Below are 26,340 nucleotides of genomic sequence, written 5' to 3'. Positions count from 1 at the left end.
CCGCTGAACGCTGGTCTGTGCGGGCTCCTCCGGGAGCCCGTTTTCATGCGGGGTAGATGGCACCCAACACGCGGGGGCCCGCTGCGCCGGTGACGCTGGGCAGGTTGCCGGGCAGTCCTAGGATCGTTTGCCGGGCAAGCCATGCAAAAGCGGCCGGCTCTACCCAGTGCGCGGGCCAGCCGGCGGCATCGCTGGCTTGCACCGGAACCTGTGGCAGCGCTTGGCTGAGCATGCGCATCAGCGTGGTGTTGCGACTGCCACCGCCGCAGACCCAGACCTGCGACAGCGGGCTGCCTTCCCAGTCCCATGCGCACAGGGTGTCCGCGATGGTGCGGGCCGTCAGGGCGGTGAGTGTGGCCTGTACGTCCGCTGGAGCCAAATGGGCATGGTCTTGCAGAAGGGTGTCCAACCAGGCGGCATGAAAGAGATCGCGTCCGGTGCTCTTGACCCCTTTCTGGTGAAAGTAGGGTGTTTGCAGCAGGTGTGCCAGCAGCGAGGCGTCCACCGTGCCGCTGGCGGCCCAGCGGCCGTCATCGTCGAACCAGGCGCCGGTGTGCCGGTGGCACCATAGGTCCATGAGCACGTTGCCGGGACCGGTATCGAGCCCGCGCACAGGGCCTGAAGCGGGCAGCGCCGTGATGTTGGCCATGCCGCCGATGTTCACCACGGCGACCGAGTGGCCTGTCCGGCCAAAGATGTGTCGGTGAAAGGCCGGCACCAGCGGTGCGCCTTGGCCGCCAGCGGCGATGTCGCGGCTGCGAAAGTCGGCCACCACGGTGATGCCGCAACGTTCGGCGAGCAGTGCGGGCTGGTTCAACTGAATGGTGTAGGGCGCGGCGCTGGCGGTGCCCGGCGGTTGATGGCGCACCGTTTGCCCATGGGCGCCGATGGCCCGCACGTCGGCAGGGCTCACGCCGGCCTGCTGCAGAAGCTCTTGCACGAGGTCGGCGTACAGGCTGGTGAGCGCATGTGCCGCCTGGGCGGCGCGGTGCAATTCGTTCTCGCCTGGCTGGTTCAATTCCAGGAAGGCGAGCCGCAATGCCGCAGGGAAGGCAAGCGAGGCTGAGGCGATGACGCGAGGAGAGGCCCGCCCATCAGGCCAAACCATCAGCACACCGTCGACGCCGTCCAGCGAGGTGCCGGACATCAGGCCGATGTAAGCGTCGTCCAGCATCGTGCGACCGGGAGCAGGCTCACCCGTGAGGGTGCGGCTCAGTCAGCGCTGGCCTGAACGATGGTGTTGGCCGAAGCCAGTTTCAGGCGCATGGCCTGGGCGGCTTCGTTGAAGGCGGGCCTTGCCTTGGCTGACACCGGTTCACCGCCGCCGCCTTCACGGGCAATGATCAGCGGGTCGCGGTGTTCGCCGCGGACACGGTATTCGAAGTGCAGGTGTGGTCCGGTACAAACCCCGGTACAACCGACCTGGCCAATCAGATCGCCCTGTTCGACACGCTGACCCCGGCGCACGTCGATGCGGTGCAAATGGGCGTACACGGTGACCTTGTCCTGGCGGTGCTGGATGAACACCACGTTGCCATAGCCACGCTGCCAGCCGGCGAATTGCACCGTGCCGTCACCGACAGTGCGCACCGGCGTACCGGTGGGGGCGGCGTAGTCCACGCCGAGGTGCGGGCGCCGTCCGCCATGTACGGGATGAAAGCGCATGCCGTAGCCGCTGCTGATGCGGGAAAACGCCAGCGGTGATGCCAGGAAGGCGCGCCGGGTGCTTTCACCGTCGAAGGTGTAGTAAGCCCCTTTCTTGCCGGGCTCCTCGAACCAGAGCACCTGATGGGTCTTGCCTTTGTTGACGAATTCGGCGCTGAGCAGCCGGCCGTAGCGCAACAGTTCGCCGTCGGCCTCCAGGGCCTCGTACACGACGCTGAAGGTGTCGCCGGCGCGCAGGTCACGCCGGAAGTCGATGTCGGCCGAGAACAGGTCCGCCAGTTGCGAGGCGATGCTGTCGGGCAGGCGCGCGGCATCGGTGGCGGCGAACAGTGAGGAGCGGATGACGCCACTGCTCAGGCGTACCGAGGAAGTGAATTCGCTTTGCTCGATCCGGGCCTCGAAGCCGTCGGCCTGGCGTTCGATCACGAGACGCTGGTAGTGGTCGGCGTTGTCATTGACGATCCAGCGGGCCGTCAGACGGATGAGTTGCTGGTTGTCGTCGGTTTCAGCTCGTACCAGCTTGCCGGCACGGCCACGCAGGAGCTCGGCGGCGGTGCTGTTGCGGCGCAGGAATTGCTGGGCTTCGGCATCGTTGACGCCCAGCCGCTGGAGCAGGCTTTGAACGGTATCTTCGCGGCGGGTGACGTCGGTGCGGAACAGGACGAAGGGCACGGGAGCTTCGAATGCCGACTGCGCCGACAGCACGCCCGGCTGGACGGTTTCGACCAGTTGACGCACCGGCATCTGGTCGATGTCGGCTTCCAGGGGGGCGATACCGAATGCCGTGACGCCGGTGCCCAGCAGTATGGCGCCCAGGCCCGTCATGAACCGTTTGGGGTGCTGGTTCAGCGTGTGTTTGATTTGTCGGGCCAATGCGTTCATGCGATTGTGGGGTCAATACCAAACTGGTGTACCGATGCGGTGCACAATGGTGGTTTGCGGTTTCGATGGGGATGTGGGCGTGCTTTCCGGCGCTGCAAGAAGAGTTGGTATCGTGAGCAGCAAGAAGCGAGCCAACATAAAATCCCTCGCCAATCCAGCCAGCGATTGTAAACCTGTACGGCCAGTCCGACATCTGTGAAAACCCTCATGACCGAACGCTCCTCGTCCGAGAAATCGCCCGTCACCGTGAGTGATGCCGTCCAACACGCCCTGGCCGTGACACGCCGCGGCTGCGAGGAACTCATTCCTGAGGCGGATTGGCTGAAAAAGTTGCAGAAAAGCGAAGCCAGTGGCCAGCCGTTGCGTATCAAGCTGGGGTTGGATCCGACCGCTCCGGACATCCACATCGGCCACACCGTGGTGCTCAACAAGATGCGCCAGTTGCAGGATCTGGGCCATACGGTCATTTTTTTGATCGGCGACTTCACCAGCCTGATCGGCGATCCGTCGGGACGCAACAGCACCCGCCCACCGTTGACGCCCGAGCAGATCCAGGTCAACGCCGAGACGTATTACAAGCAGGCCAGCCTGGTGTTGGATCCTGAGAAAACCGAAATCCGCTACAACAGCGAATGGAGCTTGCCGCTGGGATCGATGGGCATGATCCAGCTGGCTGCCAAATACACCGTGGCGCGCATGATGGAGCGCAACGATTTCCATGACCGCTTCAAGGCTGGAACGCCCATCAGCGTGCATGAGTTTCTCTACCCGCTGATGCAGGGCTATGACTCGGTGGCGCTCAAGAGCGATTTGGAGCTGGGCGGCACCGACCAGAAGTTCAATCTGCTCATGGGCCGCCACCTGCAGGCCGAGTACGGGCAGGAGCCGCAATGCATTTTGACCATGCCACTGCTCGAGGGGTTGGACGGGGTCGAGAAGATGTCCAAGTCCAAGGGCAATTACATTGGCATTACCGAAGACGCCAACACCATGTTCGCCAAGGTGATGAGCATCAGCGACGAACTGATGTGGCGCTGGTACACCCTGTTGTCGTTCAAGTCGGAGGCCGAGATCGAGGCCCTGAAAGCGGCGGTGGCGCAAGGGGCGAATCCGAAGGACGCCAAGGTGGCGCTGGCCAAGGAGATCACCGCCCGCTTTCACAGCGCGGCGGCGGCCGAGGCGGCCGTGCAGGACTTCATCAACCGCAGCAAGGGCGGCGTGCCGGACGAGATCCCCGAGGTCGCTCTGTCGGGGGCGCCGCTGGGGATCGGGGTGCTGCTCAAGCAGGCCAACCTGGCGCCGTCCACCAGCGAGGCGAATCGCCTCATCGATGGCGGCGGCGTGCGTGTCGATGGATCCACGGTCAGCGACAAGGGGTTGAAACTGCCTGCAGGCACCTATGTGGTGCAGGTGGGCAAGCGCAAATTTGCCCGGGTCACACTGGGCTGAGCCGCACAACCCGCGTACAAGGTATGAACCATACCCTGATCCAGCGCCTGACGCCCAGCCGCTTGCTGACGGTGTCGGTGGTCGTGGCTCTGCTGACCATTGTGCTCAAGACGGCGGCTTGGTGGATCACGGGGTCGATCAGCCTGCTGTCGGATGCGCTGGAGTCGCTGGTCAACCTCGCGGGCGCGACCTTTGGTCTGCTCATGGTGACGGTGGCGGCGCGTCCCGCCGATGACGACCACCCCTACGGCCATCACAAGGCGGAGTACTTTTCGTCGGGCTTCGAAGGGGTGTTGATCATCGTCGCGGCGCTGGCCATCCTGTGGGCGGCCGTGGGCCGGCTGCTGGTGCCGCAGCCGCTGGAGCAGCTGGGCTGGGGCCTGGGGCTGTCCGTGTTCAGCGCGGCGCTCAACGGCCTCCTGGCCTGGGTGATGTTGCAGGCCGCGCGCGTGCACCGCTCCATGGCGCTGGAGGGCGATGCCCGCCATCTCTTCACCGATGTGTGGACATCGGCCGGGGTGTTGCTCGGGCTGGTGCTCGTGGCGTTCACTGGCTGGCTCTGGCTGGATGCCGTGGTGGCCATCGCGGTGGCGCTCAACATCCTGCGCGAGGGGGCGAGGTTGGTGTGGAAGTCGTCCCAGGGGCTGATGGATCAGGCGGTGGATCCCGAGGTGCAGGCCATCATCCTGGAGACGCTGGCGCAGTTTGAACATCGGCGCGGCGAGGCCGTGATCGTGCGCTTCGATCACCTGCACACCCGTCGGGCAGGGCACCGTTGCTTCGTGGATGTGCACATGCACCTGCCCGCCGCCTGGTCGCTGGGGCGGGCCGCTGCCCTGCGCGCCAGCGTGGAGCAGGCCCTCATGAGCGCGGTGCCCGGTTTGCGTGCCACCATCCAACTGCTGCCGCACAACGTGGAGGCGCATTTCCAGGACGAGGACGATCTGAAATGAAAGCCGTGCTGCAGCGGGTGCGCGAGGCCCGGGTCGAGGTGGAGGGTGCCGTGATCGGCCAGATCGGTCAGGGCCTGCTGGTGCTGCTGTGCGCCGAGCAGGGCGACACCGACGCCGTAGCCGACCGCTTGCTGGCGAAGGTGCTGAAGCTGCGCATCTTCGCCGACGATGCGGGCAAGATGAACCGCAGCGTGCAGGATGTGGGTGGCGGCTTGCTGGTGGTCAGCCAGTTCACCCTGGCGGCCGATGTGTCAGGGGGAAACCGGCCCAGCTTCAGCGGCGCGGCGGCGTCCGAGGAAGGCCGGCGCTTGTACGACTACTTTGTGGCGCAGGCCCGCGCGGCGCATCCCGTGGTGCAGGCGGGCCAGTTTGCCGCCGACATGCAGGTGCATCTGGTCAACGACGGCCCGGTCACGATCCCGATGGCGATGTCTGCGGCATGAGCGACCCGTTGGCTCCTTTGACCGAGCAGGGCCTAAACCTGCATGCGGTCATGGATCTGGCTACCCTGCCGACGGACATCCGTGCCTCGCTGGGCCTGACCGCTGACGCGCCCACGCCCTACAGGCAACTGATTCTGATCGGGCACCAGGGGCGTGCCTTCTGGACGGCATTGCAGCGGCGTGGCTGGCACGGCAGCGACCCGGTCGATGCCTTCGTGACCGAATGCGTGCGCGACTGGATGAACGGCCCGCTGGCAGGCCACGTCTGGGAGCTGGTGTTTCCGGGGTCGCGGCCCGTGGGACTGCAGCGCCTGGGCGAACTCGCGGGTTGGCATCACGCGTCGCCCTTCCGGGTGGGCGTGGATGCCGAATGGGGCAGCTGGTTCGCCTATCGGGCGGTGGTGTTGGCCGACACGGCGCTGCCGGTGACGCCTCGGCGCTCTCTGGCGTCGCCTTGCCTGTCGTGCATCGATCCACCTTGCGTGACGGCGTGTCCAGCCGCAGCGCTGGACCCGGATGGGGGATTGCGGCTCGGCGCCTGTATCGACCATCGCTTGCAACCGGGCTCTGCCTGTCAGGACCGCTGCCTGGCGCGCAACGCCTGTCCGGTGGGAGCGGCGCACCGCTACACCGACGCACAAACGGCCTACCACTACCTGCAATCGCTGCCGGCGATCCGGCGCTGGCGTGATCAGCAGCGCTCGTAGGGGTTGGGCCAGCCCAGTCGGGCCAGAATATCGATTTCACGGGCCTCCATGGCCTCGGCCTCGGCTTCGCTGGTTTCGTGGTCCCAGCCCTGGGCGTGCAGCGCGCCGTGCACCAGCAGGTGGGCATAGTGCTGCTGCAGGGTTTTGCCTTGTTCGGCGGCTTCACGGGCCACCACCGGGGCGCACAGCACCAGGTCGGCCATCACCACGGGCTCGTGGGCGTAGTCGAAGGTCAACACGTTGGTGGCGTAGTCTTTCTGGCGGTAGTCGCGGTTTAGGCAGCGGCCTTCTTCTTCGCCGACGATGCGCACGGTGAATTCGCCGTCCGCGTCGAGCGCGTGGCGCAACCAGCGGGCCACTTGGTGGCGGGGCAAGGCGGCACGGTGTGGGGCTGGGTCCGGCAGTCGGGAAAACTGCAGCGACAGGGTGAGTCGGGGCAGGCTCATGATGGATGACGCGGCATGCGACCGGTGCGTAGGGCGTATGCCCAGTCGGGGCGCCCATGCCGTTCTGCGAGTCGGGCCATGGGTTCGGGGTCGTAGGGTACGGTGCGCAACGCCACTGTCCAGGGGCTGCCCGGTGTGGTCTGGCTGGCGATGGCGTAGCGGGCGTCGGGGCTGCCGTTTTCCACCCGGTGGTAGCGGGAGGCGGGATAGGGGGTGTCGTCGTCGTAGGCGGGCAGGCCCACGCTGCCGGGGTTGAGCAGTCGCAGCGCCGGGGCACCGCGGCGGGGCAGGCTCAGCGTATGGGGCAGGTGGGAATGGCCGCATGCCAGCAGGGTGATGTGGGTGGGGATGCGCTGGGCCAGCCGCTCTTCGAGCTCTTCAATCGAGGCAAGCCGCAGGTGTTCGCCCTCGGGGGTGTCGAGCAGGTATTCCGTGTCGTGGCGGGGGCTGCCGTGGCAGAGGGCCACTTCCGGTCCCAGCAGATCGGCTCGCCAGCGGCCTTCGAGCAAGTCCGGTCGGGTCGGCTGGGGCAGTGTGCGCACCCAGTTCAGCGCGGCATCGTCCATGTCGAGCGCCGCCAGGTGGTCGCTGTCAGTGGGGTCTTGAGCCTGGAGGGGTTGCGTGAGTTGCTCGACGGCGGCCAGCAATTGCCGTTCGTGGTTGCCAGCGATGTGCAGCCAGGGCGTTGCATCTGCCGAGGTGCTGCCGTGACGCATCAGCCAGTGGGCGGTGTCGCGGGCGAGCAGCGGACCGCTCAAGGCATCGCCCAGGTTGACCACCACCCGTACGCCCTGGCGGACGATGTCCTGCGCCACGGCCTGCAGGGCGGGTAGATTGCCGTGGATATCGGAGACGAAAGCGATGGAGCGCATCGGGGCGTCGTGATTGGGGGGTCAGGCCGTGCCATGGCCGGCGGGGACGCTGCGCGCTTCGTAGGCGTCCACGATCCGGGCCACCAGCGGGTGGCGCACCACGTCGGCGCTGGTCAGGCGGTTGAAGGCGATGCCCTTGACGCGCTTGAGCACGCGCTCGGCGTCGATCAGCCCGCTCAACTGGGTGCGCGGCAGGTCGATCTGGCTCACGTCACCCGTGACCACGGCCTTACTGCCGAAGCCGATGCGGGTGAGGAACATCTTCATCTGCTCGGGCGTGGTGTTCTGTGCTTCGTCGAGGATGACGAAGGCGTGGTTGAGCGTGCGGCCACGCATGAAGGCCAGCGGGGCGATCTCGATCTGCTGGCGCTCGAAGGCTTTTTGCACCTTGTCGAAGCCCATCAGGTCGTACAGCGCGTCGTACAGCGGACGCAGATAGGGGTCCACCTTTTGTGTGAGGTCGCCGGGCAAAAAGCCCAGACGCTCGCCGGCTTCCACCGCCGGGCGCGTCAGCACGATACGCTGCACAGCGCTGCGCTCCAGGGCATCCACCGCGCAGGCCACCGCCAGATACGTTTTGCCCGTGCCCGCTGGGCCGATACCGAAGGTGATGTCGTGCGTGGCCATGTTGGCCAGGTAGCGTTTTTGATTGGCGGTGCGACCCTGCACCTCGCCGCGGCGTGTCTGTACCACCACGGCGTCCACATCGCCGTCGGGCAGCGTGGTGTCACCGCTGAGCATGAGCTGCACCTGCTCGGCGGGAATGGGTGCGCGCGCCATTTCGTACAGCGCCTGGAGGACCTCCAGGGCTTGCTGGGCTTTGGCCTTGGGGCCTTCGACGCGGAACTGCTCGAAGCGGTGCGCGACCTTGACCTGAAGCGCGGCTTCGATCGTGCGGATGTGCGCGTCCATGGGGCCGCACAGGTGCGACATGCGCACATTGTCGGGTGGGGAAAAGGTGTGGCGAAGAATCAAACCGATAATCCAAGAAAAAGGAATGCTCCAATGATAGGCAAGTTGACCGGCACGCTGCTGGAAAAAAATCCCCCGCACATCCTGATCGACTGTCACGGCGTGGGCTACGAGCTGGATGTGCCCATGAGCACGTTCTACCACTTGCCGGCCAGCGGCGAGAAGGTGGCGCTGTTGACGCATTTCGTGGTGCGCGAGGATGCGCAGATCCTCTACGGCTTTGGAACGGCTGCGGAGCGTGAGGCTTTTCGGCAATTGATCAAAATCACCGGCGTGGGGCCGCGCACGGCGCTGGGCATCTTGTCGGGCATGAGCGTGCAGGACCTGGCGCAGGCGGTGACGGCCCAGGAGGTGGGGCGGCTGGTGAAGGTGCCGGGCATCGGCAAAAAGACGGCCGAACGCCTGTTGCTGGAGCTCAAAGGCAAGATCGGCGCCGACCTGGGGCCGGTGAGCGGTGCGGCCCCCAACGACGCCCTCCACGACATCCAGCAGGCGCTGCTGGCACTGGGTTACAACGACAAGGAAGCCGCTGCGGCGCTCAAAGCCCTGCCGGCCGACGTGGGGGTGAGCGATGGCATCAAGCTGGCGCTGAAGGCGCTGGCGAAGTAAGGCGCGACTGTAGAGGGCATCCATGGCCATAGAAACCGACGACTTTGCCCCCGCACCCAAGCGCATGGTGTCTGCCGTGCCTGAAAGCAGCCGCGAAGAGGCGCTGGAGCGTGCACTCCGTCCCAAAGGCCTGACCGAATACGTGGGCCAGGCCAAGGTGCGTGAGCAACTGGAAATTTTCATTGGGGCGGCCAAGAAGCGCCAGGAAGCGCTGGACCACGTGCTGTTGTTTGGTCCGCCCGGTTTGGGGAAAACCACGTTATCGCACATCATCGCACACGAACTGGGTGTCAATTTGCGCCAAACCAGCGGACCGGTGCTGGAAAAGCCCAAAGACCTGGCGGCCTTGCTGACCAACCTGGAGCCCAACGATGTGCTGTTCATCGACGAAATCCACCGGCTCAGCCCGGTGGTGGAGGAAATCCTTTACCCCGCACTGGAGGACTACCAGATCGACATCATGATCGGCGAAGGGCCTGCAGCGCGCAGCATCAAGCTGGACCTGCAGCCCTTCACGCTGGTGGGCGCCACCACCCGCGCCGGCATGCTCACCAACCCGTTGCGCGACCGGTTCGGCATCGTGGGGCGGCTGGAGTTCTATACGCCAGACGAACTCGCCAGCATCGTGCGGCGCAGTGCCGGCCTGCTCGCGGCTCCGATCGAGCCGGAAGGGGCGTTCGAGATCGCGCGCCGCTCGCGCGGGACCCCCCGCATCGCCAATCGGCTGCTGCGCCGGGTGCGCGACTACGCCGAGGTCAAGGGCACCGGAACCATCACGCTGGAGATGGCGAACAAGGCCCTGGCGATGCTGGATGTCGATCCACAGGGCTTCGACCTGATGGACCGCAAGCTGCTGGAAGCGGTGATCCACAAATTCGACGGCGGTCCGGTGGGGCTGGACAACATCGCGGCCAGCATTGGCGAGGAGCGCGACACCATCGAGGACGTGATCGAGCCTTACCTGATCCAGCAGGGCTACCTGCAGCGCACCCCGCGCGGTCGGGTGGCCACGCTGGCGGCGTTCCGCCACCTGGGGCTGCAGCCGCCCGTGTCGGAAGGCGGGCTGTTCGGCTTGTGATCGGTTCGACCCAGCCGGTGCTTTCAGCCGCAGCGCGGAGCCGCTGCCTGTCAGAAAGAAGGTCATGCCAGGCGTTCGTCCAGCACGGCGCCTGGTTCGGTTTGCAAATGGGCGGTATCCCCCCAGCCGACCAGGCTCAACCCTTCGCTGGACCACAGCACCCGGTTGATGCTCGCATTGGCCAGCGTCCAGGTCCGGGGGGCCTGCAAGTCCATGCGGGTGGCGGCGCGGTACAGCATGTCCAGTACCCCGCCGTGCGCCACCACCACGATCTGTTCACCCAGATGCCGGCGCGCCAGCTCATGGATGGTCTGTTCCACCCGATCGCGCAGCATCAGCAGCGATTCGCCACCTTGCGGGGCGAATGCCGGGATGCGCTGCCGCCAAGCCTGCGCAACGTGCGGATGCTCAACCTCGATTTCCGCCCAAGTCTTGCCCTCGAATACCCCGAAGCCACGTTCGCGCAAACCCGTGTGGTGCCGTACGGGCTGGCCGAGCGCTTCGGCGATGGCGCTGGCCGTCTGGTGCGCACGGCTGAGATCGCTGGCGTAGATGGCGGCCACGTCCTCTGCGCGCAGCGCTTCGGCGGTGCGGCGCGCCTGCCAGTGGCCGGTCTCGTTGAGCGGGATGTCCATGTGTCCCTGAATGCGGGTGTCGCGGTTCCAGGCGGTTTCGCCATGCCGGATCGCCACAATGCGAGTGCAGTGCACGCCTAGTCCTCCATGGGGGAATCGGAATCGGGTGTTCTCATCCTAGAATGGTAACGAGGCCGGCACATCGCCGCGGCCGGACAGGAGTCAACATGAGTGCATCCTCCCTCCAGAAAGACATCGACGAACGCACCAACCTCACAGGGTCCAACAAGTTCGAGATGCTGTTGTTTCGCCTGGGTGAAGCGCCCGGCAGCGATCGATCGGAGCTGTTTGGTATCAATGTGTTCAAGATCCGCGAGATTGTCGCCATGCCCGAGGTCACCGCCATGGCCGGTTCGCCCCCGCACGTGTTGGGGGTGGTGAACCTGCGGGGGCAGGTGATTCCGGTCATCGATCTGCCCGCCGTGGTGGGGTGTGTACCCAAGACCGGGCTCAACATCATGTTGGTGACCGAGTACGCCCGGACCACCCAGGCTTTTGCGGCCGAGTCTGTGGAGGATATCGTGCGGCTCGACTGGAATCAAATCCTGTCGGCCGACGATTCCATGGCCCGAGGCTACGTGACCAGCATTGCCCGCCTCGACGGGGACCAGAACACCACCCGTCTCGCTCAGATCCTGGATGTGGAGTCCATTCTCCAGCGCATCTTGCCCAGCCAGGATGTGGAGGTGAAGGCTCAAGCGGTGGGCCCGACGGTGAAGATTCGGCCGGGATCGGTCGTGGTCGCGGCCGACGATTCTTACGTGGCCCGCAGCATGATCGAACAGGAGCTCAAGGCTTTGGGGCTGCCGTTCGAAATGTACAAGACCGGCCAGGAGGCCTGGAGCCGGCTGCAGGCGATCGCGGCAGAGTGTCAGAAAGCCGGGCAGCCCCTGCACGACCGGGTGGCGGTGGTGCTGACCGACTTGGAAATGCCCGAAATGGACGGCTTCACGCTGACGCGCAACATCAAGCGCGACGTGACCATGCGAGGCGTGCCGGTGGTGATTCACTCCTCACTGACCGGCGACACCAACGAGAACCATGTGCGCAGCGCTGGCGCCGATGCCTACGTGGCCAAGTTCGCGGCCAAGGAACTGGCCGATGTGCTGCGCCAGGTGCTGGCCCGCTACGAAGCCGTGACGGCCTGAGACCCGCGGTCAGCGCGGGACTTCGATCACGACACGCCGGGGGCCCGGGGGCGGGGTCGGGAACCCGTCCAATGCGGCTTGTGCCAGGGCCTCCCAGAGGCGTGGATGGTCGGCCCAGGGACCATCGTGGGCAGCCCGACTCTCGTACACCGCCCGGCCGGTGCGCCGGTCGCGCACGATGACCGACAGCTCCCGCTGGTAGTGAGGCGGCGGCGTCCACCAACCCCAGGGCATCCACACCACCTGGCCACTGCCCGTGACCACGTAGTCCCGCCCTGCGAGGCCGGGGCCGGGCCAGGGACTGTAGGGACTTCCCCCCGGACCATAGAGAAAGCGTTGAGAGCGGGCGCTCACTTCAACCGACCACTTAGCCGTTTCGGCGGGTTCAGGCTGGTGTACCAGCCCCTTCTCGATGAGCCGTTCGGCCACCAGGGATTCGAGTTGGCGCTGCGCCTCGTCGTGCGCCTGCTGGGAGGGCAGGCGATCGAAGCGGAAACCGTCTCCGGGGGCGGGGTTCTGTCCCTCTTGCCATTGCGGATAGCTTTGCACGTCGTTGTCCAGCCGGATCACGCTGGCACAACCGCCTAGCGCCAAAGCCAAGGCCATGCCCAGCGCGATCAGCGCCGGTCGTATCGGGTCGGTTCGGCGAAGGTGTGGCATGCGGCAATCAGTGCGACGGGGTCAGGGCGATGACCTGTTCAGCGGGTAGAGTCGGGGCCGTGGGCAAGGGTTCCTCGTCAAAGGCGGTGTCCCCGTTGTCGTCGGCCACGCCGGTGGTTTGCAGGGTCTCGAACGGGAACAGTTGCCGATCCATCAAGTGGCTGGGCACCACGTTTTGCAGCGCCTTGAGCATGTTGTCGAGCCGGCCTGGGAATTTCTTGTCCCACTCGCGCAGCATGTTGCCCACCTGCACGCGCTGCAGGTTGTCCTGGCTGCCGCACAGCGTGCAGGGGATGATGGGGTATTGCTGCACCTGCGCCCAGCGGATGATGTCCTTCTCGGCCACATAGGCCAGCGGGCGGATCACCATGAACTCGCCGTTGTCGCTCACCAGCTTGGCCGGCATGCCTTTGAGCTTGGCGCCGAAGAACATGTTGAGGAACAGGGTCTGCAGCATGTCGTCGCGGTGGTGGCCCAGCGCGATCTTGTTGCAGCCCAGTTCGCGCGCCACCTTGTACAGAATCCCCCGGCGCAGCCGGCTGCACAGGCTGCACATGGTCTTGCCTTCGGGAATCACCTTCTTGACGACGCTGTAGGTGTCCTGCGTCTCGATGTGGAACGGAATGCCGAGTTGGCTCAGGTACTCGGGGAGCACGTGGGCCGGAAAGCCCGGCTGCTTCTGGTCCAGATTCACGGCCACCAGCTCGAAGTCGATCGGGGCGCGTTGGCGCAATTTCATCAGGATGTCGAGCAGGGTGTAGCTGTCCTTGCCGCCCGACAGACAGACCATCACCCGGTCGCCGGCATTGATCATGCGGTAGTCGGCGATGGCTTCGCCCACCTGACGGCAGAGGCGCTTTTCGAGCTTGTGGTCTTCGCGCTCGATCTTCAGTGCTTTTTTGGCGTCCACAGAGGCTTCGATGGTGGCAGCGACAGGGGCTTGTGAGGGGGCTTGTGCGTGGGTGTCGGTGGTCATGTTGTATTCCTTCGGGGGTCACCACTGCCCGCTTTCCATGCGGATGGCCACTTCGCAGTCGTCAAAGATTTCCAGCTTGGCGATCTTGACGCGCACGCCGATCACCCCCGGCAGCTGCATGAGCCGATGGGCCAGCTTGCCGATCAGGCTCTCCAGCAGGTTCACGTGTTCGGCGGTGCATTCGTCGATGATGATCTGACGCACCTTGCGGTAGTCGAGGACGTGGCTGATGTCGTCGTCATGCGGGATCAGCGGCTGGGTGCCCTGGTTGAGTTCGGCATCGACCTGGATCGGTTGTGGCCCGGTTTTCTCGTGGTCCAGGATGCCGAGGTTGGCATTGAAACGCAGGCCGGTGAGGGTGAGGATCTGCGTGCCGGCACCGCTGTGCAGGCCGCGCAGGGCATAAGGGTGAGACTTGGGAGGGCTCATGTTGGGCGGTATGCGATCGGAGGAGGTTTACATGAGCGAGAAATCACGCTCGAAGCGCATAAGATGCTGGCCGCCGTCGACCAGCAGCGTGGTTCCGGTGAGGGAGCGGTTGTCCAGCGCGAAGCGGACGGTGGCCGCCACATCCTGGGGGGTGGACGAGCGGCCCAAAGGCGATTGACGATGCAGTTGTTGGAATTTCTCGTCGCTGAGCATGTGGCTGGTCAGGGTCAGGCCCGGGGCCACGCCCACCACCCGCATCGCCGGTGCCAGTGCCATGGCCAGCATGGTGGTGGCGGCTTCCAGTGCCGCCTTCGAGAGGGTGTAGCTGAAGAAGTCCGGGTTCATGTTCCAGAGTTTCTGGTCCAGCAGGTTCACCACGGTGCCCACGGCCGCCTTGCCCGGGCAGCGCTGCAGCAGGTGGGTGTGCAGGCTCTGGGCCAGGACGATGGCCGCACCGGTGTTCGCACGCAGATGGGTATCCATCGCGGCGAAGGAGAAGGTTTGCGCGCTGTCGTGCTCAAAGGTGGATGCGCTGTTGATCACCGCATCCAGGCGCCCGAACCGCGCCACCACGGCCGGCACCAGGGCGCGGCAAGCGGCTTCGTCTCCCAGGTCGGCGGCAAAGGGCTCGCTGTCCACGCCCAGCGCCTGACAGTCCCGGACCGTTGCTTGGGCTTCGCGGACCGAGTGTCGGTAGTGCACGGCCACCTGCCAGCCAGCCTGGGCCAGGTTCAGGGCGATCTCTCGCCCCAGGCGCTTGCCGGCACCGGTGACGAGCACGGTGCGCTTCGGGTCGGGGGAGGACATGGAGGACAATCCGCGGGTGGACTCAAAAGCCGAAATTTTACCGGTCCCCCCCAGCGACGGGGGAGGCGAGCTGCGGTCAGTGATCGTCCAGGCCTGTCACGAGGCCGGGGGGTGGCTGCCGTTCGACCGCTTCATGGCCCTGGCCTTGTACACCCCGGGCCTGGGTTATTACGCCAACGGCCTGGTCAAGTTTGGTGCGCTGCCCCTCAGCGGTAGCGACTTCGTCACGGCGCCCGAGCTCTCGCCTTGGTTTGGCCGCACGTTGGGGCGGCAGGTCGGCCAGGCCCTGCAGGCCACTGGCACCGATGAGGTTTGGGAGTTTGGCGCGGGCAGTGGCGCGCTGGCCGAGCAGGTGCTCACCCAACTGCAGGCCGATGGCGTGCCGTGGCGGCGCTACACCATCGTCGATCTTTCGGGTGTCCTGCGTCAGCGCCAGCAGCAGCGTCTGGCGGCCTGGGGCGACCGGGTGCAATGGGCATCAGCCCTGCCGGGGCGACTGGAGGGCGTGGTGCTCGGCAACGAGGTGCTCGACGCCATGCCGGTGCAGCTCTTGAAGCGCTCCGGCGGCGTCTGGTACGAACGGGGCGTGGCGATTCGCCCTGCCACCCATGGTCGCCCAGAGGAACTGGTCTGGGCGGATAGGCCGACGCCGCTGCGACCACCGGCCGACGTGCCGGGGGCGCACGACTACCTGACCGAAATCCACCCGCAGGCCGAGGCGTTCATCCGTACGCTGGCCGACCACTGGAGGCGCGGGGCGGCCTTTTTCATCGATTACGGTTTTCCCGAAACGGAGTACTACCACCCACAGCGCCACATGGGCACACTCATGTGCCACCGTCTGCACCGCAGCGACGCCGATCCGCTGGCCGATGTCGGGCTGAAGGACATCACGGCCCATGTCAATTTCACGGGCGTGGCGCTGGCAGCCCAGGAAGCGGGGCTGCAGGTGATGGGCTATACCAGCCAGGGGCGCTTTCTGCTCAACGCCGGCTTGTTGGAATTGGCGGCCCAGGCGCCCATGGCCGAGCGTGCCGGGCTCGCGCGCCTGGTGCATGAGCATGAGATGGGCGAGTTGTTCAAGGTGCTGGCCCTGGCGCCCATGGCCAGCGCCGAGGGATGGCTGCCCATGGGCTTTGCCCGGGGCGACCGCACCCATACCTTGTGAGGGCCCGTGTCCATGATTCGCTGGATGATCGTCATTTTTCTGGCCCTGCTCCTGATCAGCTGGTTCACGCCGCTGCTGCAGAAGCTGGGCTTCGGCAAACTCCCGGGGGATTTTCGTTTCCGCGCCTTTGGGCGGGAATGGTTTTTGCCCGTGACCACCACCTTGTTGCTGAGCATGGTGGCGAGCGGCATCAGCAAGTTGATTTGATACGTATGGGGGTATCTTGAAATCCGATCCCCCCAACCGCATGTGGATGGCAGTTGCGTTTGAAAGATGTCTATGACTGCCCCCTTCCTGCACATCGTTTGCCCCCATTGCCACACCACGAACCGGGTCGCGCCAGATCATCTGGAGCGTGCCCCGGATTGCGGCCGCTGCCACCAACCGCTGTTCACCGGGCAGCCGCTGGCTCTGGACGAGCAAGCCTTCGATCGGCATGTGACACGCAGCGATGTGCCGTTGTTGGTGGACTTCTGGGCACCCTGGTGCGGCCCTTGCCGCATGATGGCTCCGGCCTTCGAGGCGGCCGCCCGCCAGCTCGAGCCTCGTTTTCGCTTGGCCAAGGTGAACACGGAAGAGGCGCAAGGTCTGGCCTTGCGTTACCAGATCCGCAGCATTCCCACATTGATGCTGTTCGTTGGGGGTCAGGCGGTTGCGCGGCAGGCGGGCGCGATGGGGCAGGGCGACATCGTGCGCTGGGCGCAGGCGCATGCACAGGCCCGTTGAACCGAAGTGGGCGGGCACGCTGTGGCGTGGCTCAGTCGGCCGCACCGCCCAGGGTATGGGCAATGGCACGCGCACGCGCCTGCGCCACGGCTTGGGCGATGGCCGGTCCCACTTGGGATGGGGCGTTTGCCTGACGTTGCAGCGCCGCGGCGATCGGCGCGGTGTCCACCGACAGTGCCGCTCGCAGGGCCGATGCCAGGCGTTGTGCCTGGGGGTAGGCGTCTTCGCTGTGCCCGAGCCGGCCGCGTGCATCGGCTTCGCAGGCTTGTAGCACCTCCTGAAAACGCTCGGGGCGGCGCAGCGCGTCGCACCGCTGTAGCAACCGCAACACCGCATCGGCGCCCAAGGTCAGGCTTTGGTGGATATGGCCGTGTTCTCGGGCCACCACCTCGGCCAGCTCACGGCAATCACGCGGCACACGCCAGCGTTCGCCAAGGCGGCGGGCGAGCCGAGCGCTGCGCTCTTCGTGGCCGATATGGCGCGGCAGCATATGCGCAGGCGTGGTTCCTTTGCCCAGGTCGTGGCACAGGCAGGCATAGCGCACCGTCAGTGGGGCCTGCAATCGCGCCGCCATGTCGAGCACCATGCCCAGGTGCACACCGGTATCCACTTCTGGATGGTAGTCGGCCCGCTGGGGCACGCCCCAGAGCCGGTCCACCTCGGGCAGCAGCACACGCAACGCCCCGCAGTCGCGCAGCACTTCCAGCATACGGGAGGGGCGGGTTTCCATGAGCCCGCGAGCGAGTTCCTGCCAGACCCGTTCTGGTACCAGGTGGTCCACCTCGCCGTGGCTCACCATCTCGCGCATCAGTGCCAGGGTTTCAGGGGCGACGGTGAAATCCGGCCAGCGTGCCGCAAAGCGGGCCATGCGCAGGATGCGCACCGGGTCTTCCACGAAGGCGTCCGTCACGTGGCGCAGCACCTTGGCGGCGAGGTCGCGCCGGCCACCGTAAGGGTCGATCAGTGCCGGACTCTGCGGATCGAAGCAGCCCTGCCCATCGAGTGCGTCGGCAGGCACTGCCATGGCGTTGATGGTGAGGTCGCGCCGGGCCAGGTCTTCTTCGAGGGTGACATCGGGGTGAGCGCTGAAGGCGAAACCGTGATAGCCGCGCGCCGTCTTGCGCTCGGTGCGAGCGAGCGCATATTCCTCCCGCGTTTCGGGGTGCAGGAAGACCGGAAAGTCGCGCCCCACTGGCAGAAAGCCGCTCGCCACCATGGCCTCGGGCGTGGCCCCCACGACCACCCAGTCCCGGTCGGCGTGTGGGCTGCCGTCGGGCAGACGGTAAGGGGTGTGGAAGTGGCCGAGCAGGCCGTCGCGCACGGCGCCACCGACCAGGTAAATGTCCATGACGCTTGAGCCGGGCAGGCTTGGATCAGGCGTACTTTTCCAGGATGCGGGTGGATCGTTCCACGTCGGCCTCGGCATCGGTGCCGCTGACGGCTTCGAGGACCGTGCAGGCCATCATGCGGTAAAAGGCCTTGTCCATGGCCTTGCGGGCGGCGGACATCTGCTGGGCCACGTCTTCGCAGGAGCGACCGCTTTCGACCATCTCCACCAAGGCCCGCACCTGCCCCTCGATGCGGCGCAGCCGGTTGACGATGTCGCGCTGGTGCTCGGAACGGTAGGCGTTCATGACCGGGCTTGCGGATGGGGAGGGAGCGGTTTTGGAGGTCGTCATGGCAGCGGGCTTTTGCGGTGGAACAAGAGAAACTGACAGTGTGCCAAAAAAACCGTGCCTGTGCGGCGCGGCTGGCTCAGCGGCGGGATGCCTGCTGACGCAGCCTCAGCAGCGGGTCCGCTTGGCCGGCCATGTCGAGGTAGCTGGCAGCGATGGGCTCCAACGCCTGGGCCGTGATGCCCAAGGCGTCCAGGCCCGGCAGTGTGCCACTGGCGATGTTGTCCACCTCCATGGAGCGCAGGTTGTCGGTGCTCATCAGGGGTTCGCCCGGCAGCCATTCCAGCAGCAGGGCCTGGAAGTAGCCCAGCGCGGTCGGCAAGGGCCACACCGGGCGTTCATGGCCGCACAGGCGGCCTGCGAGCCGCACCAGCTCGGCCAGGGTGAAGATTTCCGGGCCGGCGCATTCGTAGGTCTGACCGATGGTTTCGGGTCGCTGCAGACAGCGCACAATGGCTTGTGCCACATCCCCCACCCAGACGGGCTGAAAGCGGGTGCGGGCCCCGGCCAGAGGGATCACTGGACATGTTTTGTGCAGTCGGGCAAAAAGGTTGAGGAGGCGGTCTTCGGCACCGAAGATCACGCTCGGGCGCAACACCGTCAGTGCCAGATCGGCGCGCCGCAAGACCGCCTCACCCTGGGCCTTGGTCGACTGGTACAGCGATGGGCCTTCGTCGCTGGCGCCGAGCGCGCTCACATGAACGAGCCGGCGCACCCCCATCGTCTGCATGGCCTGGGCCAGCTTCTGCGGCAGCGCGACGTGCACCTGCTCGAAGCGGCGGCGATTGCCGTGCAGGATCGCCACCAGGTTGATCACCGCGTCGTGACCGGGCAGCAAACGCTGCAGGGCGGCCGGGTCGTGCACGTCGGCCTCGATCAGGTCCACCAGTGGCAGTGTTTGTACCGATCGGCCGTGGATCATGCGGCGGGTCGGGACGGTGGCCCGGATGCCGAGGCGGTTGAGCTGTTCACAGACGTGACGGCCCAGAAATCCGGTGCCGCCGAGAACCAGAACTTTTTTCATGTGCGAGCGCAATGGTGAACTTCAGGGGAGGTCGGTGTGTGGGGCCTGTGCCGTCGTGGATCGCGGGCCCACCACGCCCAACCGGCTGCTGAGCCGCTGCGGCTGGCCGGTGATGAGGGCCGCATAGTTCGTGGTGTTGGCGAGCACGCGCCTGACGTAGTCGCGGGTTTCATCGAACGGGATGTTCTCGATCCAGATGGCCGCTTCCAGCGTCGGGCCGTTGCGCCACTGGCGCGGGCGCCCCGGTCCGGCATTGTAGGCTGCGGCGGCCATGGGCATCGATCCTTCGAAATCGTCGAGCGCGAGCTTGAGATAGGCCGTGCCGATGGTGATGTTGACATCGCGGTCGGTGATCTGCTCGGGCCGGAAGTTGCGCAGGCCGATCTGGCGCGCGGTCCAGGTGGCGGTGGCTGGCATGATCTGCATGAGGCCAGCGGCACCGACGTGCGAGCGGGCGTCCATGATGAAGCGGCTTTCTTGTCGGATCAGGCCGTACACATAAGCTGGGTCGAGGCCGATGTCCTGGGCGCGGCGCAGCACGGCATCGCGAAAGGGCATGGGGAAACGCTGGGTTTGGTCGATTTCCGCACGGGTGCGCTTGCTGGTGTTGATGCAGCGGTCCCAGACCTCGCGGCTGCAGGCGAAATCGGCGGCGGCCAGGAGTTCGCGCTCACTCATGCCCCCCGGCGTGTGCAGGGCAATGGTGTAGTGCCATTCGCGCACGCCTTCGGAGCGCAGCCCGAGCTGGATGGCCAACAGGCCGCGTTGCAGGCCTGGATGGGTGCGCGCGGCCGCCACTTCGGCCAGGGTCAGCGGTGCGGGGGCGGGAGGTGTCGAGATGGTGTGCCCCAACGCCTCCAAGGCCAACTGTTCGTAGAAGCCCTGGGTGCCGGCGATCTGGTCGAACAAGGCGAGGGCCTGACTGCGTCCCGCAGGCGTGCCCAAAGCCAGATAGGAGCGTGCCAGCCAATAGACCCAGACCGGTTCTTCGCGTTGCGCCGGGCGCATGGCCTGGATGGCGTCACGGACTTCGGACCACATCCCGGCCCGCAGGGCGGCGCGGACCTTCCAGGCCAGGTGCTCGTCGTGCAAATGCTCGTTACGCGCCTTGACGAAGGCGTCCATGGCCTCGGGGCTGAGGCGTTGGGCCAGGCGGCGTCCGATCACCCCCCAGACCCAGCTTTGCTCCTCCTGGGTCAGTTGTGCCTTCCAGCGCAACTTGGAGGCTTCGGCCGCCGCGGCCTGTGGGTCCCGCACCGCGAGCCGGATCAAGGCCAGCGTCACCAGTTCCTTGGTGCGGCTGCGGATGGCCGTGACTTTTTCGTCCAGAAAGCGCTCCGGGTTGCTGTGCAAGGTTTGGACCAAGGGCACCCACGAGGGGTCCAACAGTTCGACCGCCTGGATGGCGATGGCCGGCTGGTTACGCTCCATGGCCAGGCGTGCGCGCCGCCAGACGACTTCCACCGGCAGGTCACCGGAAGCCAGCAACCTCTCTGCAGCCAGGGCGCAGCCATCGTCGGCACGGCGCTGGGCCAGCCAGAGTTCCGGCAATTCCGACGCCCGGATCGCCGCAGGCCGGCTGGTGTCGGCCACCAGGGCATAGCAGGCGACTTCCCGGTCGTCATTCATGCGGAACAGAGGGTACTCCTCCAGGAAGGTGGACCAGTCTCTGGCTTTGCCCAGTTCCAGCAGCCAGTCGTTGCGCAAGCGGTCCTCGTAGTAGGTTCCTTGCCAGCGCCGCATGAAGCCGCGAATTTCCTGGGGTGAGGCGTCCGGCAGGCGGGCGCTGAGCTCCCAGTAGCCGGCAAGCGGCTCCAGCGGGTGGCCGGCGACTTGGGACAGCCATGCGGTCAGCCGCTGGGTGTCGCGCGCCTGAAACGCCTGACGCATGTCCAGCAGCGCGCGGTCGGCGGCCGAGAGGGGCTGCTGCGCCATGGCTACCGATCCGACCAGACCTCCAGGCATTAAGATGGCGGCGACCATGCACAGCAGGTGTCGCTTGAGCGTGGAAAGACATCGCATACGAGGATTATGAACAACAAATCTCCCGCTGACCCAAAAGCGCTCAAGGCGCGGTGGCGCAAGCAGTTGTTGGAGGCGCGCTTGCGGCTTGAAGACCGGCTGGCGCGCAACGATGCCCTACAGCGGGTCATGCGGGTCTGGCTGGTGGAGCGACCCGACGAGGTGATTGGGGCCTACTGGCCGATCAAAGGCGAATTCGATCCCCTGCCGGCGCTGTTTCGCTGGCAGGAGGCGGGCATGGAAGCCGACGCCCTGGGCGCGAGCCGGCGGCGCAAGATCGGATTGCCCGTCATCAACAAGGTCACGAAGACGTTGACCTTCCATCGCTGGTATCCGGGTTGCCCGATGGAGGAGGACGCCTATGGCATTCCCAAGCCCAAAGACACCGAAATCATCGAGCCGACGCTGCTGTTCGTCCCTTGTCTGGGCTACGGTCCGGGTGGATACCGGCTGGGTTATGGCGGCGGGTTCTACGACCGCACCCTCAACGAGCTCAAACCCAAGCCGTTCACGGTGGGGCTGAGCTACACCTTGGGGTTTCTGCCCGATCTGGAGCCGGAGCCGCACGACGTGCCGCTGGATGCGATCCTCAACGACAACGGGGTCGTCTGGCCGTTGCCTTGAAACGGGGCGGGGGCACAGACGCAGGGGCATGGCCGCTGGCCGGCAGCCGTGCCCTGCATTTCAAGGGTGGTCTGCGCTGGGGTGGACTTCGGCCTGCCGGTGGATCCGTTCATGTCGCAGGAGATACAGGCCCGCCAATATGATGATGGCGGCGCCGCTGAGGGTGTAGCCATCGGGCAGCACCTGCCAGAGCAGGTAGTCCAGTCCGATGCCCCAGGCCAGGGCGGTGTATTCGAACGGCGCCACGGCCGAGGCCTGCCCGTGCCGGAACGCCTCGGTGATGGCGATCTGCCCGGCAAAGCCGGTCAGGGCCAGGGCGACCAGCAGTCCCAGGTGCTCACTGGACACCGGCGTCCAGCCGGGGGCGGCCAGCGCCCCGCCAAACAGCGACAACAGCATCATCGACCACAGCACCAGGCTTTCCGGCGGGTCGGTGCGGCACAGGAGCCGGCCGACGACCGCCGACGCCGCATAGCAGGCCGCGGCACCCAGCACCGCCAGCCCCGCCAAGCCGAGAAAGGCCCCCGGACTGGGACGCAGGGCCACCAGTACGCCGATCAGGCCGATGGCCACCGCCCACCAGTGCGCCCGGGGCACGCGTTCCCCCAGGAGCGGCACGGCCAGGATGGTGATGAGCAGCGGAGCGACAAAGAACAGCGTGTAGGCGTTGGCCAGCGGCAGGCCGCGCACGCCGTAGGTGAACATGCCCAGCATGCCAACCGCCAGGACGCCACGCAACAGGTGCAGCGGCCAGCGCAGACGCCAGACCTTGCCCCAGGCACCGCGCCAACTCAGGTAGGCGAACACCAGCGGCAAAGCCACCATGCCCCGCATGGTTGCCACTTGCAACGCCGCGTAGTGCCCCGACAACACCTTGAGCACGGTGTCCATGAGCGAAAAACAGCCCACCGCCACGACCATGGCGGTGATGCTGCGCAGGTTGCCTCCGCTCACATGTTGCGCCGGTACTGGCCGCCCACCTCGAACAATGCCGAGGTGATCTGCCCCAGCGAGCACACGCGAACCGCGTCCATCAGCACCTCGAAGACATTGCGGTTTTCGATCACCGCATTTTTGAGCCGTTGCAGCATCGCCGGCGCCTCGTGCGCATGGCGGGCGTGGAAATCCTGCAGACGCTTGAGCTGCGATTGCTTCTCTTCTTCCGTGGAGCGGGCCAACTCCAGTGAGTCTGGGATCGGGTCGCCGTGCGGGTTGCGGAAGGTGTTGACGCCGATGATGGGCAGCTCGCCGGTGTGCTTGAGCATCTCGTAGTGCATGCTCTCGTCCTGGATGCGGCCGCGCTGGTAGCCGGTCTCCATCGCGCCCAGCACGCCGCCGCGCTCGGCGATGCGCTCGAACTCGGCCAGCACGGCTTCTTCCACCAGTTCGGTCAGCTCGTCGATGATGAAGGCGCCCTGGTTCGGGTTCTCGTTCTTGGCCAGGCCCCATTCGCGGTTGATGATGAGCTGGATCGCCATCGCGCGGCGCACGCTTTCCTCGGTCGGCGTGGTGATGGCCTCGTCGTAGGCGTTGGTGTGCAGGCTGTTGCAGTTGTCGTAGATGGCAATGAGCGCCTGCAACGTGGTGCGGATGTCGTTGAAGGCGATTTCCTGCGCGTGCAGGCTGCGGCCACTGGTCTGGATGTGGTACTTGAGCTTCTGGCTGCGTTCGTTGGCGCCGTACTTCTCCTTCATCGCCACCGCCCAGATGCGCCGGGCCACCCGGCCCAGCACGGTGTACTCCGGGTCCATGCCGTTGCTGAAGAAGAAGCTCAGGTTGGGCGCGAAGTCGTCGATGTGCATGCCGCGCGCCAGGTACGCCTCCACGAAGGTGAAGCCGTTGGACAGCGTGAAGGCCAGCTGCGAGATCGGGTTGGCCCCGGCCTCGGCGATGTGGTAGCCGCTGATGGACACCGAGTAGAAGTTGCGCACATCGTGGTGCACGAAGTATTCCTGGATGTCGCCCATCACCTTGAGGCTGAACTCGGTGGAGAAGATGCAGGTGTTCTGGCCCTGGTCCTCCTTCAGGATGTCGGCCTGCACCGTGCCGCGCACGTTGGCCAACACCCATTCGCGGATTTTTTCGGCTTCGGTGTCGGTGGGGTCGCGGCCGTTGTCGGCACGGAATTTGTCGAGCTGCTGGTCGATGGCGGTGTTCATGAACATCGCCAGGATGGTCGGCGCCGGGCCATTGATGGTCATCGACACCGAGGTGCTGGGGTTGCACAGATCGAAACCGCTGTAGAGGACCTTCATGTCGTCCAGCGTGGCGATGCTCACCCCGGAGTTGCCGATCTTGCCGTAGATGTCGGGGCGTGGGTCGGGGTCGTGGCCGTACAGCGTGACCGAGTCGAACGCGGTGGACAGGCGCTTGGCCGGCATGCCTTCGCTGAGCAGTTTGAAGCGCCGGTTGGTGCGGAAGGCGTCGCCTTCGCCGGCGAACATCCGGGTCGGGTCCTCGCCCTCGCGCTTGAACGCGAACACGCCCGCGGTGTAGGGGAAGCTGCCCGGCACGTTCTCCAGCATCAGCCACTTGAGCAGTTCGCCGTGGTCCTCGTACTTGGGCAGGGCGACCTTGCGGATCTTGTTGCCACTCAGCGTGGTGTGGGTGAGCCGGGTGCGGACCTCCTTGTCGCGGATTTTGACCACGTACTCGTCGCCGGCGTAGGCCTGCTGCATGGCGGGCCATTGCTGCAACAGCTTGCGGGCGGCAGGGTCTTGCTCCAGTTCCCTTTGCTGGGCCAGATCGAGCACGGCCTCGGCGGCCTTGGACCGGCCCGGCTTGCCGATCTTCAGCATCTCGGCGCTGGCATGGAGCTGCTGGATTTCGCGTGCCAGCCGCGCCTGTTGCAGGGCCTTTTTCTTGTAGCCGCGCACGGTCTCGGCAATCTCGGCCAGGTAGCGCGTTCGCGCCGGCGGCACGATGGGCGTCTGGTTGCTGCTGTGGCGCACGCTCACCAGCGGCAGGCGGCCATCGGTGAGTTGCAGGCCCAACGCAGCCAGGCGCTGTTTCAGGGCCTGGTACAGCGCGGTGACGCCGTCATCGTTGAAGCGTGCGGCCATGGTGCCGAACACCGGCATCTGCTCGAGCGGGGTGCCCCAGGCTTCCTTGTTGCGCTGGACTTGTTTGCTCACGTCGCGCAGGGCGTCCAGAGCGCCTTTGCGGTCGAACTTGTTGATCGCCACGAACTCGGCAAAGTCGAGCATGTCGATTTTTTCGAGCTGGCTGGCGGCACCGAATTCGGGTGTCATCACGTACATGGGCACATCCACGTGCGGCACGATGGCGGCATCGCCCTGTCCGATGCCCGAGGTCTCCACGATGATGAGGTCGAAGCCGGCCACCTTGCAGGCCGCCACCACGTCGGGCAGGGCGGCGGAAATTTCGGAGCCGAAGTCGCGCGTGGCCAAGCTGCGCATGTAAACGCGCGGGCCTTGCTGCCACGGGCCGATGGCGTTCATGCGGATGCGGTCGCCCAGCAACGCGCCGCCGCTCTTGCGGCGTGACGGGTCGATGCTGATGACGGCGATGCGCAGCCGGTCGTCCTGGTCCAGCCGGAAGCGGCGAATCAGCTCGTCGGTGAGAGAGGATTTGCCGGCGCCGCCCGTGCCGGTGATGCCGAGCACCGGCACTTGCATTGCCTGTGCCGCCGAGCGAAGCCTGTCCACCAGCCCCGCGTCTGCCGTCTGGTTTTCCAGCACGGTGATCAATTGAGCCAAGGCACGCCAGGCCGCATCGCTGTGGCCTTGAATCGCGTCGATGGACTTGGGCGCGTAGGGCGATAGGTCCTTGTCGCAGCGCATCACCATCTCGCCGATCATGCCTTGCAGGCCCATGCGCTGGCCGTCTTCCGGGCTGTAGATGCGGCCCACGCCGTATGCCTGAAGCTCGCGAATCTCGCTGGGCACGATCACGCCGCCGCCGCCGCCGAACACCTGTACATGCTCGCCACCGCGCTGGCGCAGCAGGTCCACCATGTACTTGAAATACTCGACGTGCCCGCCCTGGTAGGAGCTGATGGCGATGCCCTGTGCGTCCTCTTGCAAGGCGGCCGTCACCACCTCGTCCACCGAGCGGTTATGCCCCAGGTGGATCACCTCCGCGCCCATGCTTTGCAGGATGCGCCGCATGATGTTGATGGCGGCATCGTGCCCGTCGAACAGGCTGGCGGCAGTGATGAAGCGCACCTTGTGCGTGGGGCGGTACTCGGCCAGAGCCTTGAATTCGGCGGACAGGTCGGTCATCGATGTCTCCGTGGAAGCGGTGCCCGAGGCGGGCGGTTGATTGACGTTTACGTAAACGTCAATGTTACTGCCATTTCTCGAGCTTGAAAACCATCGGGATGGTCGGGAACGGGGAAAGTCCGTAA

At 65.9% G+C, this 26,340-nt stretch carries 27 protein-coding genes; 11 read left to right on the top strand and 16 right to left on the bottom strand.

Annotation, left to right across the window (positions count from 1 at the left end):
• Nucleotides 1-43: 43 nt before the first annotated feature.
• Complete coding sequence (locus tag HZS63_RS01175) at nucleotides 44-1,174, bottom strand: anhydro-N-acetylmuramic acid kinase (protein WP_180682185.1); 1,131 nt, start codon at nucleotides 1,172-1,174, stop codon at nucleotides 44-46.
• Nucleotides 1,175-1,212: 38 nt separating this feature from the next.
• The gene (locus HZS63_RS01170; protein ID WP_180682184.1) at nucleotides 1,213-2,547 is read right to left on the bottom strand and encodes a M23 family metallopeptidase; all 1,335 of its coding nucleotides are present in this window, start codon (nucleotides 2,545-2,547) and stop codon (nucleotides 1,213-1,215) included.
• A gap of 207 nt (nucleotides 2,548-2,754) precedes the next feature.
• Between HZS63_RS01170 and tyrS the strand changes: the two genes are divergently transcribed.
• The 4 genes from tyrS to HZS63_RS01150 are packed head-to-tail and all read left to right on the top strand — an operon-like array spanning nucleotide 2,755 to nucleotide 6,099.
• Nucleotides 2,755-3,996, top strand: a complete 1,242-nt coding sequence (tyrS, locus tag HZS63_RS01165) for a tyrosine--tRNA ligase (protein ID WP_180682183.1) — start codon at nucleotides 2,755-2,757, stop codon at nucleotides 3,994-3,996.
• Between the two features lie 23 nt (nucleotides 3,997-4,019).
• Nucleotides 4,020-4,949, top strand: a complete 930-nt coding sequence (locus HZS63_RS01160; RefSeq protein WP_180682182.1) for a cation diffusion facilitator family transporter — start codon at nucleotides 4,020-4,022, stop codon at nucleotides 4,947-4,949.
• Entirely contained in the window at nucleotides 4,946-5,392 is a 447-nt protein-coding gene (gene dtd, locus HZS63_RS01155; protein WP_180682181.1) for a D-aminoacyl-tRNA deacylase, read from the top strand. The genes HZS63_RS01160 and dtd overlap by 4 nt, the downstream gene beginning before the upstream one ends.
• On the top strand, nucleotides 5,389-6,099 hold the full coding sequence (locus HZS63_RS01150; RefSeq protein ID WP_180682180.1) for a hypothetical protein: 711 nt from the start codon (nucleotides 5,389-5,391) through the stop codon (nucleotides 6,097-6,099). Before dtd ends, HZS63_RS01150 begins: the two co-directional genes overlap by 4 nt.
• Here HZS63_RS01150 and ybeY read toward each other — a convergent pair.
• The 3 genes from ybeY to HZS63_RS01135 are packed head-to-tail and all read right to left on the bottom strand — an operon-like array spanning nucleotide 6,084 to nucleotide 8,392.
• Nucleotides 6,084-6,545 carry an rRNA maturation RNase YbeY gene (gene ybeY / locus HZS63_RS01145; RefSeq protein WP_180682179.1) on the bottom strand — a complete coding sequence of 154 codons (462 nt, stop codon included), beginning with the start codon at nucleotides 6,543-6,545 and terminating at the stop codon, nucleotides 6,084-6,086. The genes HZS63_RS01150 and ybeY overlap by 16 nt on opposite strands.
• Nucleotides 6,542-7,417 carry a metallophosphoesterase family protein gene (locus HZS63_RS01140; protein WP_180682178.1) on the bottom strand — a complete coding sequence of 292 codons (876 nt, stop codon included), beginning with the start codon at nucleotides 7,415-7,417 and terminating at the stop codon, nucleotides 6,542-6,544. Before HZS63_RS01140 ends, ybeY begins: the two co-directional genes overlap by 4 nt.
• A gap of 21 nt (nucleotides 7,418-7,438) precedes the next feature.
• A complete protein-coding gene (locus tag HZS63_RS01135) occupies nucleotides 7,439-8,392 on the bottom strand; it encodes a PhoH family protein (protein WP_180682177.1) in 954 nt (317 codons plus the stop codon).
• A gap of 30 nt (nucleotides 8,393-8,422) precedes the next feature.
• On the opposite strand from HZS63_RS01135, the gene ruvA reads away from it, so the two are divergent.
• Both ruvA and ruvB read left to right on the top strand, forming a co-directional pair.
• Nucleotides 8,423-8,998 (top strand): Holliday junction branch migration protein RuvA, encoded by a 576-nt coding sequence (ruvA, locus tag HZS63_RS01130; protein ID WP_180682176.1) that lies wholly within the window; start codon nucleotides 8,423-8,425, stop codon nucleotides 8,996-8,998.
• A gap of 22 nt (nucleotides 8,999-9,020) precedes the next feature.
• The gene (gene ruvB, locus HZS63_RS01125) at nucleotides 9,021-10,076 is read left to right on the top strand and encodes a Holliday junction branch migration DNA helicase RuvB (protein WP_180682175.1); all 1,056 of its coding nucleotides are present in this window, start codon (nucleotides 9,021-9,023) and stop codon (nucleotides 10,074-10,076) included.
• A 62-nt stretch (nucleotides 10,077-10,138) separates the two neighbouring features.
• Here ruvB and HZS63_RS01120 read toward each other — a convergent pair whose 3' ends face one another.
• On the bottom strand, nucleotides 10,139-10,786 hold the full coding sequence (locus HZS63_RS01120; RefSeq protein WP_180682174.1) for a histidine phosphatase family protein: 648 nt from the start codon (nucleotides 10,784-10,786) through the stop codon (nucleotides 10,139-10,141).
• A gap of 92 nt (nucleotides 10,787-10,878) precedes the next feature.
• Here HZS63_RS01120 and HZS63_RS01115 point away from each other — a divergent pair, with 92 nt between their 5' ends.
• The gene (locus HZS63_RS01115) at nucleotides 10,879-11,859 is read left to right on the top strand and encodes a chemotaxis protein (protein WP_180682173.1); all 981 of its coding nucleotides are present in this window, start codon (nucleotides 10,879-10,881) and stop codon (nucleotides 11,857-11,859) included.
• Nucleotides 11,860-11,868: 9 nt separating this feature from the next.
• On the opposite strand, the gene HZS63_RS01110 is transcribed toward HZS63_RS01115, so the two are convergent.
• The 4 genes from HZS63_RS01110 to HZS63_RS01095 are packed head-to-tail and all read right to left on the bottom strand — an operon-like array spanning nucleotide 11,869 to nucleotide 14,731.
• Entirely contained in the window at nucleotides 11,869-12,519 is a 651-nt protein-coding gene (locus HZS63_RS01110; RefSeq protein WP_180682172.1) for a DUF4136 domain-containing protein, read from the bottom strand.
• A 7-nt stretch (nucleotides 12,520-12,526) separates the two neighbouring features.
• Nucleotides 12,527-13,495 (bottom strand): tRNA 2-thiocytidine(32) synthetase TtcA, encoded by a 969-nt coding sequence (gene ttcA / locus HZS63_RS01105; RefSeq protein WP_180682171.1) that lies wholly within the window; start codon nucleotides 13,493-13,495, stop codon nucleotides 12,527-12,529.
• An 18-nt stretch (nucleotides 13,496-13,513) separates the two neighbouring features.
• The gene (locus HZS63_RS01100; protein WP_180682170.1) at nucleotides 13,514-13,924 is read right to left on the bottom strand and encodes a dihydroneopterin aldolase; all 411 of its coding nucleotides are present in this window, start codon (nucleotides 13,922-13,924) and stop codon (nucleotides 13,514-13,516) included.
• 27 nt (nucleotides 13,925-13,951) lie between these two features.
• A complete protein-coding gene (locus HZS63_RS01095) occupies nucleotides 13,952-14,731 on the bottom strand; it encodes an SDR family oxidoreductase (RefSeq protein ID WP_180682169.1) in 780 nt (259 codons plus the stop codon).
• Here HZS63_RS01095 and HZS63_RS01090 point away from each other — a divergent pair.
• The 3 genes from HZS63_RS01090 to trxC all read left to right on the top strand — a co-directional run bounded on the left by HZS63_RS01090 (nucleotide 14,730) and on the right by trxC (nucleotide 16,625).
• Complete coding sequence (locus tag HZS63_RS01090) at nucleotides 14,730-15,899, top strand: class I SAM-dependent methyltransferase (RefSeq protein ID WP_180682168.1); 1,170 nt, start codon at nucleotides 14,730-14,732, stop codon at nucleotides 15,897-15,899. The two genes, HZS63_RS01095 and HZS63_RS01090, sit on opposite strands and share 2 nt — an antisense overlap.
• 12 nt (nucleotides 15,900-15,911) lie before the next feature.
• Nucleotides 15,912-16,106 carry a DUF2905 domain-containing protein gene (locus tag HZS63_RS01085; protein WP_180682167.1) on the top strand — a complete coding sequence of 65 codons (195 nt, stop codon included), beginning with the start codon at nucleotides 15,912-15,914 and terminating at the stop codon, nucleotides 16,104-16,106.
• A 66-nt stretch (nucleotides 16,107-16,172) separates the two neighbouring features.
• Complete coding sequence (gene trxC / locus HZS63_RS01080; RefSeq protein WP_425505901.1) at nucleotides 16,173-16,625, top strand: thioredoxin TrxC; 453 nt, start codon at nucleotides 16,173-16,175, stop codon at nucleotides 16,623-16,625.
• Between the two features lie 31 nt (nucleotides 16,626-16,656).
• Here trxC and HZS63_RS01075 read toward each other — a convergent pair whose 3' ends face one another.
• From HZS63_RS01075 to HZS63_RS01060, 4 genes are all read right to left on the bottom strand, one after another.
• Nucleotides 16,657-17,973, bottom strand: coding sequence for a multifunctional CCA addition/repair protein (locus tag HZS63_RS01075; RefSeq protein ID WP_180682165.1), 1,317 nt, complete (start codon nucleotides 17,971-17,973; stop codon nucleotides 16,657-16,659).
• Between the two features lie 25 nt (nucleotides 17,974-17,998).
• Entirely contained in the window at nucleotides 17,999-18,304 is a 306-nt protein-coding gene (locus HZS63_RS01070) for a metal-sensitive transcriptional regulator (RefSeq protein ID WP_180682164.1), read from the bottom strand.
• Nucleotides 18,305-18,380: 76 nt separating this feature from the next.
• On the bottom strand, nucleotides 18,381-19,325 hold the full coding sequence (locus tag HZS63_RS01065) for a complex I NDUFA9 subunit family protein (RefSeq protein ID WP_180682163.1): 945 nt from the start codon (nucleotides 19,323-19,325) through the stop codon (nucleotides 18,381-18,383).
• Nucleotides 19,326-19,346: 21 nt separating this feature from the next.
• Entirely contained in the window at nucleotides 19,347-21,260 is a 1,914-nt protein-coding gene (locus HZS63_RS01060) for a lytic transglycosylase domain-containing protein (protein ID WP_246316067.1), read from the bottom strand.
• 96 nt (nucleotides 21,261-21,356) lie between these two features.
• Here HZS63_RS01060 and HZS63_RS01055 point away from each other — a divergent pair, with 96 nt between their 5' ends.
• Nucleotides 21,357-21,971 (top strand): 5-formyltetrahydrofolate cyclo-ligase, encoded by a 615-nt coding sequence (locus HZS63_RS01055; protein WP_180682162.1) that lies wholly within the window; start codon nucleotides 21,357-21,359, stop codon nucleotides 21,969-21,971.
• Nucleotides 21,972-22,031: 60 nt separating this feature from the next.
• Here HZS63_RS01055 and HZS63_RS01050 read toward each other — a convergent pair whose 3' ends face one another.
• Nucleotides 22,032-22,925, bottom strand: coding sequence for a DMT family transporter (locus HZS63_RS01050; RefSeq protein WP_343039934.1), 894 nt, complete (start codon nucleotides 22,923-22,925; stop codon nucleotides 22,032-22,034).
• Nucleotides 22,922-26,215: a fused isobutyryl-CoA mutase/GTPase IcmF gene (gene icmF, locus HZS63_RS01045; RefSeq protein ID WP_180682161.1), complete on the bottom strand. Its 3,294-nt coding sequence runs from the start codon at nucleotides 26,213-26,215 to the stop codon at nucleotides 22,922-22,924. The genes HZS63_RS01050 and icmF overlap by 4 nt, the downstream gene beginning before the upstream one ends.
• Between the last annotated feature and the right edge of the window lie 125 nt (nucleotides 26,216-26,340).

The organism is Tepidicella baoligensis (genome assembly GCF_013432195.1).
GTDB lineage: Bacteria > Pseudomonadota > Gammaproteobacteria > Burkholderiales > Burkholderiaceae_C > Tepidicella > Tepidicella baoligensis.
The sequence above is the reverse complement of the archived record's forward strand: the minus strand, read 5'-3'. Positions and strand labels throughout refer to the sequence as shown.